Annotated in this window: 14 protein-coding genes and 1 pseudogene; 7 read left to right on the top strand and 8 right to left on the bottom strand. The window is 39.1% G+C overall.

Features of this window, described 5'->3' with window-relative positions; translation table 11 throughout:
* Positions 1-147: 147 nt before the first annotated feature.
* The 3 genes from IM477_RS02765 (at position 148) to IM477_RS02775 (ending at position 1,156) form a co-directional block, all read left to right on the top strand.
* Entirely contained in the window at positions 148-354 is a 207-nt protein-coding gene (locus tag IM477_RS02765; protein ID WP_158198448.1) for a hypothetical protein, read from the top strand.
* The gene (locus tag IM477_RS02770) at positions 354-623 is read left to right on the top strand and encodes a type II toxin-antitoxin system RelE/ParE family toxin (protein ID WP_287079515.1); all 270 of its coding nucleotides are present in this window, start codon (positions 354-356) and stop codon (positions 621-623) included. The genes IM477_RS02765 and IM477_RS02770 overlap by 1 nt, the downstream gene beginning before the upstream one ends.
* Positions 624-868: 245 nt before the next feature.
* Positions 869-1,156, top strand: a complete 288-nt coding sequence (locus tag IM477_RS02775) for a YggT family protein (RefSeq protein WP_287730454.1) — start codon at positions 869-871, stop codon at positions 1,154-1,156.
* A gap of 4 nt (positions 1,157-1,160) precedes the next feature.
* Here the strand turns inward: IM477_RS02775 and gshA are convergent, their stop codons facing one another.
* The 8 genes and pseudogenes from gshA to IM477_RS02820 form a co-directional block, all read right to left on the bottom strand.
* Positions 1,161-2,315, bottom strand: coding sequence for a glutamate--cysteine ligase (gshA, locus tag IM477_RS02780; RefSeq protein WP_287730455.1), 1,155 nt, complete (start codon positions 2,313-2,315; stop codon positions 1,161-1,163).
* Positions 2,316-2,354: 39 nt separating this feature from the next.
* Positions 2,355-2,747 carry a pre-16S rRNA-processing nuclease YqgF gene (locus IM477_RS02785; protein ID WP_052275734.1) on the bottom strand — a complete coding sequence of 131 codons (393 nt, stop codon included), beginning with the start codon at positions 2,745-2,747 and terminating at the stop codon, positions 2,355-2,357.
* Between the two features lie 307 nt (positions 2,748-3,054).
* Positions 3,055-3,474 (bottom strand): annotated as a pseudogene (locus IM477_RS22870) (helix-turn-helix domain-containing protein).
* A gap of 52 nt (positions 3,475-3,526) precedes the next feature.
* Positions 3,527-5,473 (bottom strand): pentapeptide repeat-containing protein, encoded by a 1,947-nt coding sequence (locus tag IM477_RS02800; RefSeq protein WP_287730457.1) that lies wholly within the window; start codon positions 5,471-5,473, stop codon positions 3,527-3,529.
* Positions 5,474-5,478: 5 nt separating this feature from the next.
* A complete protein-coding gene (locus IM477_RS02805) occupies positions 5,479-5,763 on the bottom strand; it encodes a DUF2103 domain-containing protein (protein ID WP_002732155.1) in 285 nt (94 codons plus the stop codon).
* A 2-nt stretch (positions 5,764-5,765) separates the two neighbouring features.
* Entirely contained in the window at positions 5,766-6,059 is a 294-nt protein-coding gene (gene clpS / locus IM477_RS02810; protein ID WP_004163137.1) for an ATP-dependent Clp protease adapter ClpS, read from the bottom strand.
* 55 nt (positions 6,060-6,114) lie between these two features.
* Positions 6,115-7,248 carry a glycosyltransferase family 4 protein gene (locus tag IM477_RS02815; protein WP_079207103.1) on the bottom strand — a complete coding sequence of 378 codons (1,134 nt, stop codon included), beginning with the start codon at positions 7,246-7,248 and terminating at the stop codon, positions 6,115-6,117.
* Between the two features lie 97 nt (positions 7,249-7,345).
* On the bottom strand, positions 7,346-8,008 hold the full coding sequence (locus IM477_RS02820; RefSeq protein WP_287730458.1) for a 4'-phosphopantetheinyl transferase family protein: 663 nt from the start codon (positions 8,006-8,008) through the stop codon (positions 7,346-7,348).
* Positions 8,009-8,118: 110 nt separating this feature from the next.
* On the opposite strand from IM477_RS02820, the gene IM477_RS02825 reads away from it, so the two are divergent.
* From IM477_RS02825 to IM477_RS02840, 4 genes are all read left to right on the top strand, one after another.
* Complete coding sequence (locus IM477_RS02825) at positions 8,119-9,060, top strand: serine hydrolase (RefSeq protein WP_287170668.1); 942 nt, start codon at positions 8,119-8,121, stop codon at positions 9,058-9,060.
* Between the two features lie 245 nt (positions 9,061-9,305).
* Positions 9,306-10,655 (top strand): AAA family ATPase, encoded by a 1,350-nt coding sequence (locus IM477_RS02830; RefSeq protein WP_287730459.1) that lies wholly within the window; start codon positions 9,306-9,308, stop codon positions 10,653-10,655.
* Positions 10,656-11,360 carry a chromosome partitioning protein ParB gene (locus tag IM477_RS02835; protein ID WP_287730460.1) on the top strand — a complete coding sequence of 235 codons (705 nt, stop codon included), beginning with the start codon at positions 10,656-10,658 and terminating at the stop codon, positions 11,358-11,360. It abuts the gene before it with no gap.
* A gap of 278 nt (positions 11,361-11,638) precedes the next feature.
* The coding region (locus IM477_RS02840) for a Uma2 family endonuclease (RefSeq protein ID WP_287730461.1) at positions 11,639-12,223 on the top strand (585 nt) is incomplete at its 3' end.

Here is a 12,223-nt window from a genome sequence, read left to right on the forward strand (position 1 = left end):
AACCCCCACCGAAAAACTTTTTCAGCAGACCCTATTTATGCGTTACACTTCGCTAAGATATCCTAAGAAAAAAAACCTTGAAGTTATCGGCGATCACTGATAAACTATACATAGAAACAAATATATAAAATCTTTAAGGAGATAAATATGACATTTAGTGAAGTCGTAGAAGCAATTAAAACCTTATCTTTAGGAGAAAAGGAAGAGATACAATTTCTTTTAGAACAGTTTTTAAGAGAAGAGCAACGTGACAAAATTTATCAAAACTATTTGGTAGCCAAACAGAACGAGAAAGAAGGAAAACTAAAATTTTCCTCAGATACGGATGAACTAATGCAGTTTTTAGAAGAATAATGATAGAAATTAGTTTTGATGAGTCTTTTAAGCGAGCCTTCAAAAAACGTTTTCAAGGAGACCATGAGTTAGAAAGAAAATTTCGGACAAAGCTAGAAAAATTTCAAGAAAATCCGTTTGATCCATCTCTCAAAACTCATAAATTATCAGGCAAACTTAAAGAATTATGGAGTTTTAGTATTGAGTATAATCAAAGAGTGATATTTTATTTTACAGACGATGAAAAAGCCGTTTTTGTTGATATTGGTAATCACGATCAAGTCTATTAATTGAAAGTGATAGCCGCTATTGTAGGGTGCGTCCTACGCACCTTTTAGCGTTGCTGAATCAAGGTATGAATGCCGACTGTGCATCGTATCCAAAAGTTAGTTTGAGTCTAGGTTTTAAAAATCCCACAAAAGAAGATTCATATCTCAAATCAGCAACGCCCACCTTTAAACATAATTATTTCAAGATAGAACCAAAACTGCTATATTAGGACAGAGGCAATTAGTAAAAAACTCATTTAGGGACTATGGACATAGCGATCGCATTGAGTTGGACTTTGGGAATTATCTTAGGGTTGATGACTCTTCTTTTTATCTTACGGATCGTGCTGACTTGGAATCCACAGGTAGATTTAAATAGCTTTCCCTTTAATATTATTGCCTGGCCCACAGAACCTTTTTTAATCCCCGTGCGTCAACTCATCCCACCCTTGGGAGGAGTTGATATTTCTCCGATTATTTTGGTGGGAATTTGTACGCTGCTGCGGGAAATTCTTCTCGGTCAACAGGGTTTAATTACCATGGCCTTTAAATAATTATTTAAGCGACTAGAATGTGCTGACATAATTTATGTTCTAAGTCTCGTTCCTCTTTTTCTAGGGTAATAATCGCCTGTTTGATAATAGTTTTAACATCCATACCTTGGTCGTATTGTTTTAACCATTGTTGTGCAGTGTTACCTTCGCGGAGGATTTTTTGTAGGGGGGAGAGGAAACAACTAAAACCCTTTTCTTTAGCGGTAGGATAAACTTGAACATAGAGGTCTTTAATCCAATCCCTAGCTAAAATTTCCTGGCCATCGTACCAATGTCTCAGGGTGGCATCAAGACTAAAACGCGCGGCAGCCTGTTCGTTTTCTTGGGTTAAAGTTAATAAATCCTCGCCCCGATTGCTGCTGGGTAATTGACTTAAAATTAAAGGGTCTAATTGGGGATCGTGTAAAAGTTGAATTAAACGGGCCTCTAAAAAAGCCATAACTGCTAATAAACTAATAGGATTAGCAATCAGGTCACAAATTCGCAATTCTAGACGATTGAGATTATAGGGACGATTGCTACCGTTAGGACGTACTGAGACCCAGAGATGACGAACATTCTGCATCGTACCGATTTTTAATTGTTCCTCGGTCCAAGTGACAAAATGTTTATGACTTTCAAAGAGGGGAACATAAGCGGGAGTTTGGGGGAAAACTTGCCAACGACGGGAATGGGAACCAGTGATTTTACCATCGAGAAAAGGAGAGGAAGCACTTAAAGCCAAGTATAAAGGAGCTTCTAGGCGAATTAAGCGACAGGCACGCATTAAATCCTCATAATCGCTAATACCGACGTTAATATGAATACTGGCCGTGACTACATTAGTGCCGTAGGTCTGTTCAATATAGTCATGATAGGGATTTTGAGGGTCACTGCGATAAAAATGTTGACTATCGCCCAAGGAGAGGGTACTGCCAGGGATTAGGGTATAATCGCCTAAACGACGCAAATATCGCCGTAGAGCGAGACGAGGTTTTAAAGTAGCGCATAAAAGACGGTCATAGTTAGTCATGGGAGCCGTGGTATATTCTACGTTACGACTATCCGGTTCTCGGACAAAACCATCTAAATCCTTGACAATGCGATCGGATAAACCGATAATTTCTCCGGCTGCTGTTCCGGTGTACATTTCTACTTCAAAACCTTTACTTAGGAGCATCGTCAATCCACCTTGCTGTGTCTATTTTGTAGTGTGACATTATTTGGACTGTAAATGACGTTCGATCAGCAGAATCGCCACTATATCATCAATGGGGCGATCGGGAAGACGCATACCTTGGGGGATGAGTTTCTGTAATCCTTTGGGGGGGAACATTTGCCAATAGCGATCGCGCGCTTCTAGGGTACTATTGCGTTCATCCACTAGAGTAATCGGGATAGTGACACGAGCGGCAATTTTTTGGTGCCAACTTTTCGAGGTGGTTTGGTTCCCCATCACCAGTAATTCGATCGGATATTGTTGACAGAGACTGGCTAAACGCTCGATCGCTTGTGACGATGCTATCACCTCATGGGTATAAATTTTCCCCGTCGATGATCTGACTGCGATCCCACATTTATCCTTACCCGGATCAAAACCCAGAATACACATAGTTTTTATCTCCTGCAGCAGTGGTCGGTTTTATTAAATCATTAAATTAGGGGGTCGGGTGTTGGGTTTTGGGGTTTTAGCAGGGTAAGCGCATCTTAACCATCCTTGACAAAATTAACTTTATGTGAGTTGCTTACCCACGATTCAGGCATATTTGAGGAGAATTTGCCATCTCAATTGTTAAGCAAAAATCGACCAAATGGGTCGAGTTCGTAACTAGGGTTTGCGGCAAAAAGTTTCTCCTGGGAGCAGGGTGTGGGGTGTGGGGTGTAGGGTTATAGCCAAGCATCACCTATACAGCACAAATTTACTGAGTAGATAAAAATAAACTTGAGTCAACGTGAAAAAACTGTCCTAACTTTACAGCTTGTTTTTCTGTTATTATTTGTTTGCCAATAAGAATATCAGAAACTATTGCTTTTGAACCTAGTATATCTGATAAATCTTTTTCTTGTAAGTTGTTAGCTTCCATGAGTTCCCAAAGTATTGAATGGGGTTCTGATTCTTCAATGGGATAATTCTCTTGTTCGTATTCTTCTATTAAAGTCAAGAGTAAATTTAACAAAGTGGTTTCTTATAGACTGCGATTTTCTCGATGAGATAAGGCCGCAGCTAGGGTAATAGCCTGTTCGTTTTCTGCATCGGTTTCTCTTACTTTTGGTAGATACTCGGCTAGTAACCTTCCGTAGGTATCACGGTTCAAAGTAAGGGTCATTTTTCCACTCATATTTCTGCTTCCCAAAACGAAAAGATAACTGCTGTATTTAAATTTTTACAGTTTATTTTAAATAAATCAAGAGATTTAACCCCGGAATCGTGCGCGAGAGAGTCCAGATAAGGAGAGTGATATAAAAGATGCCGATACCCCATTGATACCAAACTAAAAAAGAAATGATAGCGGGTAATTCTTGATCGCGAACTCGCCAATCATTAAAGCCTAATTTTAGCAAATTATTGAGACTTAAATCGTAATAATTTAACCAATTCCAACGCTTTTGCCAAGGAATAGGAGTATAACGATCGCGAAAAAGGGTAAATTCGGGAACTACGGGTAAACGGGTGATTAATAAGCGTAATTGTCGCATACTACCATCTTGCAGGAAATAGGAACTATCCATTAAATCGTGATAGCGTCCCCGACGATAAAGTTCGATAATTAAAATTAGGGGTAAGGGGACAAGAATTAGGGCAATAGCTGTTAAAGTTAGGAGAGGACGACTGGCAGATTGCAGGATATTAAACACACCTGAAAGGGTGAGAATAATATAGCTAGTCACCATACAAAAGATTTCATAACGATTGGGAATTACTGGTTTAGGAGTGAGACGACGCACGCGATCAATTAACCAAAATAAACAGCCAAAATAGGCAAAAATTATGATTCCTGTACCGAAAACTAAACTAAAATTTGTACCATCTTGACTTAAGAGTAATAGTAAAGCAAGGAAAGAAGTATGCAGAAAATCAGCTACCCAAGTGAGGTTAATTAGGCGAATAACTGAGATATTATTTAGTTTTTGTTTTAACTGTTGTAATCGCAATTTTTCGGTTTTGTATTCAATTTGATTAGCATCGGCAATTTGTTCTAGGGAGCGAAAATTACGAACTAAATTTCTTAAAACTGTCTCATTTCCTGTTAAAGTTGGTAAATAAATTGCTTGACCAATTACTCCTCTATCTCCCAGTATTTTCGCTTTATCGGAATCAAAAGCTAATCCTGATACACTCAAATAACCATTTTTAGTAAAAGTGGAATTACTAAAATCTACCTGATCTAAAAGTTTCAGATCTTGAAAACTAACCACACCATTAAAATAACTAGACCGAAAAGCACCCGATTTTTCAAAAGTGGCATTTCTAAAGGTTAATAAACTTAAAAATCTACTCTTAGAAAATATCGGACGATCTCGCCATTGACTTTGGGAAAAATTGGCTTCTTTTTCCCAGAAAGTACGGGTAAAATCTGCGGTTTTATCGTATTTAGTTTGATCAAAATAAGCTTCGGCAGTAAAATGACTGCGATGGAAGTTAGTAATACTTTTAAAATGTGCCGTGCGAAAGATAGCTTTATTTAAAAATTGACTTTGACTAAAATTTACATCTCCCATAAAAGTGGCTTTGGTAAATTTCGCTACCCTAGCAAAACGAGATTCTACCCAATTACTTTCACGACTAAATTTTGCTTCCATTGCTTCGACAATTTGCAGAAAAAAAGTCTTAGAAAAGTCCACTTCTCCCATAAATACGGTTCCCTGCAACTTCACAGGTCCACGAAATACTGTGACATTAAAAACTGGTTCATCGCTATCGAATAAAAAATTTTCGTCCTGTTGTAATAACTGTTCTTCCGTGGGTGATAATAAGGTAGCGAGAGCCACTTTTGTTAAAGGAGTCGGTAAACCCAGACGGGAAGCGATAAAATTGCCTTGAATTAAGGAATTACTAAAATCTAAACCTAGAGGTTGTTTAGCGCGATTAATTTGACCTTGAATCTGTTGATAAAATTGTTCTTGTAGTTCTTTATTTTCATCGCGGATATCGATAACTAAATTGGCTAAATCGATGGTAGTCATCCCTTCTTTAAGGACGGGTGCGCTTAAACGTTCCTGCAATAAAGTTACTGTTAAAGGAAGTCTATCCATTACTGCCAAACTAGGGAGAGAATGTACAGAGAAAAACAGAAAAACAATGATTAGTAACCAGCAGCCTTTCAACAACGCACCCACGACAGTTATTTTCCTAAACAAGCTTGGATAGCCATTTCTAAATCCTCTTGGTTTAAATCGGTGATAACAAAGACTTCCTGCACACTTTTTCCTGTCCTCGCAATCAGCTTAAAACCACCACGAATTGGTACTGATATCCGCAATTGTAACCGCGGACAATGACCTTTTGAGCGAGAAAGTACCCCCGGGGTGACAGTGGTGATTCCCTGATAGGTAATTAACTTTTCTAATACCGCAATCAACCCCGGAATATGAGTAGAATGATTCCAAACTAAACGACCATTATTCATAATTATGCGGCCTCTAGAGGAGCCATAGTTAATCCTTCCCGTCGCAATTGTTGGTGATAAAGTTCCGCTTGTTCTTGGGGACCTGTCCAGACAATTGCTTGTCCTTGGTAGTGAACTTGATTAGTTAATTCCCAAGCTCGATCGGTAGTCATATCCGGGATATATTTAATTAAACAATTGGCCACATGATCGAAGGTGTTAAAGTCATCGTTGAGAACAATAACTTTATAGTTGGGATAAGTCTTTTTGACCACTTGGGTGGACTTATCTAAGGTGGTACTGGGTGCGCTGGACATAAAAGTTACAATAGGTCAAGGTTTTTGCAATTAAATTTGAGCATTTTGACAACAATTAAGCGGCAAAAGCCACAGAATTATTATTCAAAACCCGGTGATAGTAATTTAATAATTGTTTGGTGGCCGCTTGCCATGCCCATTTTTCCGCTTCTAGACGCGCATTTCGTCGTAATTCCTCTCTTTCTGCCTTGGCGGTTAGTAATCTTTGGGTGGCACTAATTAAACCCTTCTCATCCCTAGGATCGAAGAGATGACCATTAACTCCATCGGTGACAATATCAGGAATTCCCCCCGAATTTGCCGCCACTACCGGACAACCGGCAGCCATGGATTCTAAGAGTACCAAACCGAGGGTTTCTGTGCGTGAGGGAAAAAGAAAAGCATCTGCGGAAGCAAAAGCGGAGGCTAATTCTAACCCCTGTAAATAACCGACAAAATGGGTATTTGTGTCGGCAAAATGACTTGTTAAAGCTTCCCGATGGGGACCATCTCCCACAATGGCAAATCTTGCTTCGGGAATCGCTTCTAATACTGGTTTAATGCGATCAATTTCTTTTTCGGCCGACACTCGACCAACATATAATAAGAGAGGACTATCGGGGTTATTTTGGGATAATTTCAGTCTCATAGCTGGGGATTTTAAATGAGGTTGAAATAATTCCGTATCGACTCCCCTTTGCCAAAGCTCTACCTTTTCAATGCCACGACTAGATAATTCTTGCACCATAGCAGTGGAAGTGCAGAGATTTAAACTTGCTTGATTGTGGGCCAATTTTAATAATTCCCAGAGTAATCCTTCTAGGGAACCTAATCCATAGTGTTGTAGGTATTGGGGGAGATGGGTATGATAGGAAGCGACGAGGGGAATGTTCATAGTTTTGGCAAAATAAATGCCTCCCACCCCTAAAATAGCGGGGTTAACCACATGAATAATATCGGGTTTAAACCTCTCTAAAGCTTGACCGACTGAGGGCCGGGGAAAAGCCATTTTTAATTCCGGATATAGGGGTAGGGGAATCCCTGTAACTCCATGAATTTTAGCACCTTTGTACTCCTTTAAACCGCCATCGGGAGAGAAAACTAATACCTGATGACCTAATCTTTGTAGGTGTTCCACGGTATGTTTAAGACGGGTGACAATTCCATCGATTTTCGGTAAGAAAGTTTCTGTAAAAAGAGCAATTCGCATAGAGAAAGCAAGATTAAGTAATAATTAAGGACAAGCTTTTTTTGAGATAGCTAGGAATAATTACTGAATTTCTCAAGGCAATTAACTCCCCAATTAATCATAGATCAGAAAGGCCAAAGGTTTTAATCACTCGATCGCTACCTTCGATAACCACAGTCGCTCGATAATTATCGCCGATTGCCGCTGTCCATAATTGCCATTCCCCCGCCACATTGTCTAATTTTAAGGGATTGAGGCCTACTTCCACTCGATCGAGTCCCCCGCTAATTCCCGTTCCCACTGCCTTTAAATAAGCCTCTTTTGCCGTCCATAACTGAAAAAATAGCTTTTCCTTCTCTGCGGACTTTTCAACAAGCTCGTGTTCCTTAGCACAAAAAAACCTTTTTGTCAAGCTATCTAAATCTTTCACCCCGCGCATTTTCTCTAAATCTACCCCGATGCGAGCGGTTAAAGTCAAGCCACAGATTGCCATCTCCTCGGAATGGGAGAGATTAAACTGCAATTGGTAGTTAATACTCGGTTTTCCCCGTTCACTGTAGATAAACTCGATTTTTTCGGGACTTATCGCCAAATATGACCCTAAAATCTCCCGTAAACACCCCCTAGCCACCAAAAAACGCCGCTTGTGTTCGGGAAAATGGTAACGATTAGCTCTAATTATTTCATCTTCCGAGAGCAAAGAAGCCAGTGTTTCTAGTCTATCCCCAGACGGATCGAGACTGATAAAATAGAGATGAACCTCATCGGTAGATATAAACATTAAACTCAGAAGCGATCAAATAATTAATTATCGGTAAATTTTACCGTAAAATGAGAATTGCCGACTCAAGAATTTATCCACCTTCTAACTCTTGACTTTGCAGCACACCTATGAACTTTTTTCATACTGAAGACCACCTCCAACAGTTCGGTACAGATATTTTAGAAACAACTTGGCGAGAATTTCCCCAATTAGCTCAAGAACAAATTGCCCTAACTTGGATAGTATATGATCCTCCCGTTATCGTCAACACGGGGGGAGCAATTTCTCACGAAGAATTCTGGAAATATTCCCCCCGCGGATTTAGTTATCGCGGACAAGAAAGAACCTATCCCGCTAGTTTAGTGAAATTATTTTATCTAGTAGCAATTCATGAGTGGTTAGAAGGGGGAATGATTCCCGAAAACACCGAATTAAATCGCGCCATTCGTGACATGATTGTTGACTCTGGTAATGATGCTACCAGTTTAGTTGTAGATCTGGTTACAGGAACCACTAGCGGTCCAGAAATTGCCGCCGGTCCCTTTGAAACTTGGAAGCAACAACGCAACATAGTTAATCGTTATTTTCAATCCCTAAATTGGCCAGAATTAGCGACAATTAACGTTAATCAAAAAACTTGGTCTGATGGTCCCTATGGACGTGAACGCGCTTTTTTAGGGGAATTAATGGAGAATCGCAATATGTTAACTAGCAATGCAGTGGCGCGTTTAATTCATACTATTGTCGGGGGGATTGCTGTTTCTTCCCAACGTTCACAGATGATGATGTCTTTACTAAAACGAAGTCTTAATCCTGCTGATTGGACAAGCCAAGGAGATGATACACAAATCTTAGGATTTCTGGGACAAGGATTACCAGAAAATAGTCAAATTTGGTCAAAAGCTGGTTGGACAAGTCAAGTGCGTCACGATGCAGCTTATATTGAAATTCCCCATCATACTCCCTATCTCTTGGTGGTATTTACCGAGGGAAAAGATAACAGTCAAAATCGCTCAATTTTACCTTTTATTTCCCAGAAAGTAGCCGAGAAAATTATGCAGATCCATTAATTAAGCTGTGGGTAGGATGGTTTTCTCTGTCATTGCCAAAAGTGCTAGATAAACATCCTACTGCAATAAATCCGTAAATTTACCGATGTGCATCTCAATATACAGCTTTTCTGGGATAGATGGGGTTCTTTATTGCAGCTGAAATACTTGATTAAGTAAGGATTTAGTCTGTGCTTCACCTTGACGGGAAAGGCCGTCATCATTTAAACTAACAATAAGTTGTTCTTAAGTATTTCCTCAAATGTGTGACTTTCAACCCTCACCATTGTCATAACGAAAGGGAAGTGGAGAGTAAATTAATTGTCCAGTATTTACTCCCCAAACTAGGCTACAATGCCGAACATTGGTATCAACAAGTTAGCTTCGGTAAAGTACGCTTAGATTTCCTTGTTTCCGCTCAAAAACCTATCAATAAAAGGCAGTTTTTATCCTCTCACTGTCTAATTATCGAGGCTAAAAACCCCAGAGAAAAGCTCATCAATCATCGTCACCGCTTAGGTTATTATCTCGACTACTTTAAAGTGCCGTGGGGATTATTAACCAATGGTGATGAGATTCAACTTTATCGAAGAAAACCCGATAAAATTTATTTAGTTTTTAGATGTTCTGGGTTAGAAATTGCCTCTCACTTAGAACAGTTAAAATCTATGATTGGCTACGAAACCTTATCCCTAGGCATTCCACCGCTCAATTCTCCAACAATCAACCACAGAAACCCCATGAAAACCATCGCAATTTATCATCATAAAGGTGGTGTTGGTAAAACCACCGTCGCTACCAATCTAGCGGCAGCCTTGAGTAAAAAAGGCAAGCGAGTTTTATTAATTGATATTGATGCTCAAGCTAATAGTACCTTTGCCGTTGGTTTAATTAAGTTTCAATTCGATGATGACGATGATTTAAAAGATAAAAATGTCTTTCATTTGCTAGAAAAAAATGACTCTAATTTTATCCCAGATATCGTCAGAAAATCTCAAGGTTTTACTTATCCTGAGATTGATATAATTCCCTCTCACATTATCTTAATTAGTAAGCAAAGCGAATTAACTCAAAGAGGAGGAGCCTACATTAGACTAGCGAAAAAATTAGAAAGAGTGACGCAAGATTATGATATTGCAATTATCGATACTCCCCCATCCTTAGATTTATACGCTCAAGTATCTTTAATTGCAGCTGATTATCTGATAATTCCTTCTGATTTGAAACCTTTTTCTAATCAAGGAATACAAGGAGTCAAGAAGCTTATCGATGAAGATATTAATGATCTTCGTGAAAACTTAGGCAAAAAAAACTTAGAGATTTTAGGTGTTTTACCTTCCAAAATTTCTACCCACGCTCAATACTTAAAATATAATTTCCCCAAACAAAAACAAGTGATTCCAGACAAGTATGGTTTACCCTTGATGGAATCAATTATCTCGGAAAGAATGCCTTTATCTCGCTGTATAAATCAATACGTTACTGTAGGAGATTTAGAAATTCCTGCCCCCCAATCTATAATGGATTATGCCGAACATCAAGCTGATGCAGGAGTGTCAGCAGCAGAATTTGAAGCCTTAGCACTGGAAGTTTTAGCTAAAATAGGAGTTAAATAAATGTGGAAATTTTTACGAATTGATTTAGATAATATCAGTTCTTCTAAAGCTCTCTCAAGCTTCGAGCAAAATAAATTGGAAAACCTAGCTAATCTTATTATTGATATGGGAGGAATAGTCTGTCCAATTACTTTAAAACAAACAGGATTTGAACAGTACGAAATTCTTAATGGTAATTTAGAATACTATGCTTCTAGAATAGCCAGAGAAAGAAATTCTAGTATTGAGACTATTAGTTCTATCGTAATAAATCATGAATACGAAGATAATGCCAAGCAACAAATCCAATTACTTCGCCCTGAACTAAATGCTCCAAAGCCAGATATTGACAACCATCCAGATATTGAGAAGTGTTTGAGTGAATTCAGATTAAGCATAACAAATGAATTACAGGCTATGCGAGAAGAAATCAAAAGACTGGAAGAAAAAATTATTATTTCTCCTCCTCCTGCTTCTCCTCCTGCTTCTCCTCCTGCTTCTCCTCCTCCTTCTCCTCCTCCTTCTCCTCCTTCTAAATCGATTTTAGAGCTTTTGAATAGCTGTGATGCTAATCAACTTAAAAAAGCGGGAATAAATAGAACAGTTACTGCAAATTTTCTAAAGGAGAAGCCCTTTATTTCTCTTAATGATATCACTGATCGAGTAGATAAAATGGGGGTAGCAACTCTGAGCAAACTTGTCGATTATTTGCTGACTTCTAATTGATTTTTGTGGGTGTGTTGAGCTACTTTAACACACCCTACCGATGGATGTTATAATAATGGAAGATCAGGAGAAATTGCTGATCCGATAGCGGGCAAAGATTAACTAAGTAGGTAGGTGTTAAAAATTGTCAGACACCCCCCTTATCAAGGGGGGCAGGGGGGATCCCCCCGCCTATCGGCACCCCCCTTAATAAGGGGGGCAGGGGGGATCAAGGGCAAAATCTATCTTCTATTTAATTAGAAACACTTACCTAGAAGACGGGTGAAAAGAGAAAACTTATGACAACTACCCCAGTAATAGCTGCTTCTTTAACAATTCCTCCCCTAGAAAACGGCGATAAATTAACTCGATGGGAATTTGAACGACGTTATCAAGGGATGCCCCATCTCAAAAAAGCGGAATTAATTGAAGGAATTGTTTATATGGCATCTCCCCTCAGATTTGAAAGTCACGCCGAGCCTCATGCTAATATTATCGGATGGTTAGCTCTCTATAAAGCGGCGACTCCAGGTGTTAGATTAGGTGATAATGCCACCGTGAGATTAGATATTGATAACGAACCCCAACCGGATGCCCTATTAAGAATTGACAAGGGAGGACAATCGACAATTAGTCAAGATGATTATGTAGAAGGTGCGCCGGAATTAATTGTCGAAATTGCGGCTTCTAGTGCTTCCTACGATGTTCATCAAAAATTAAATGTTTACCGTCGCAATCAAGTCCAAGAATACCTAGTCTGGCGGTTTTATGAACAAGAAATTGATTGGTTTCGGCTACAGGCAGGAGAATATATTAAACTAGAACCGGATAGTGATGGCATAATGCGCTCTCAAATCTTCCCCGGTTTATGGCTAGATAAAAAT

The sequence above is a fragment of the Microcystis sp. M090S1 genome, assembly GCF_020246295.1.
Taxonomy (GTDB): domain Bacteria; phylum Cyanobacteriota; class Cyanobacteriia; order Cyanobacteriales; family Microcystaceae; genus Microcystis; species Microcystis aeruginosa.

Coding starts and splice junctions, on each gene's coding strand:
- IM477_RS02765 (WP_158198448.1), top strand. CDS start 148: ATGACATTTAGTGAAGTCGTAGAAGCAATTAAAACCTTATCTTTAGGA.
- clpS (WP_004163137.1), bottom strand. CDS start 6,059: ATGTCCAGCGCACCCAGTACCACCTTAGATAAGTCCACCCAAGTGGTC.
- IM477_RS02825 (WP_287170668.1), top strand. CDS start 8,119: ATGAACTTTTTTCATACTGAAGACCACCTCCAACAGTTCGGTACAGAT.
- IM477_RS02785 (WP_052275734.1), bottom strand. CDS start 2,747: ATGTGTATTCTGGGTTTTGATCCGGGTAAGGATAAATGTGGGATCGCA.
- IM477_RS02815 (WP_079207103.1), bottom strand. CDS start 7,248: ATGCGAATTGCTCTTTTTACAGAAACTTTCTTACCGAAAATCGATGGA.
- gshA (WP_287730455.1), bottom strand. CDS start 2,315: ATGCTCCTAAGTAAAGGTTTTGAAGTAGAAATGTACACCGGAACAGCA.
- IM477_RS02775 (WP_287730454.1), top strand. CDS start 869: ATGGACATAGCGATCGCATTGAGTTGGACTTTGGGAATTATCTTAGGG.
- IM477_RS02805 (WP_002732155.1), bottom strand. CDS start 5,763: ATGAATAATGGTCGTTTAGTTTGGAATCATTCTACTCATATTCCGGGG.
- IM477_RS02770 (WP_287079515.1), top strand. CDS start 354: ATGATAGAAATTAGTTTTGATGAGTCTTTTAAGCGAGCCTTCAAAAAA.
- IM477_RS02820 (WP_287730458.1), bottom strand. CDS start 8,008: ATGTTTATATCTACCGATGAGGTTCATCTCTATTTTATCAGTCTCGAT.
- IM477_RS02835 (WP_287730460.1), top strand. CDS start 10,656: ATGTGGAAATTTTTACGAATTGATTTAGATAATATCAGTTCTTCTAAA.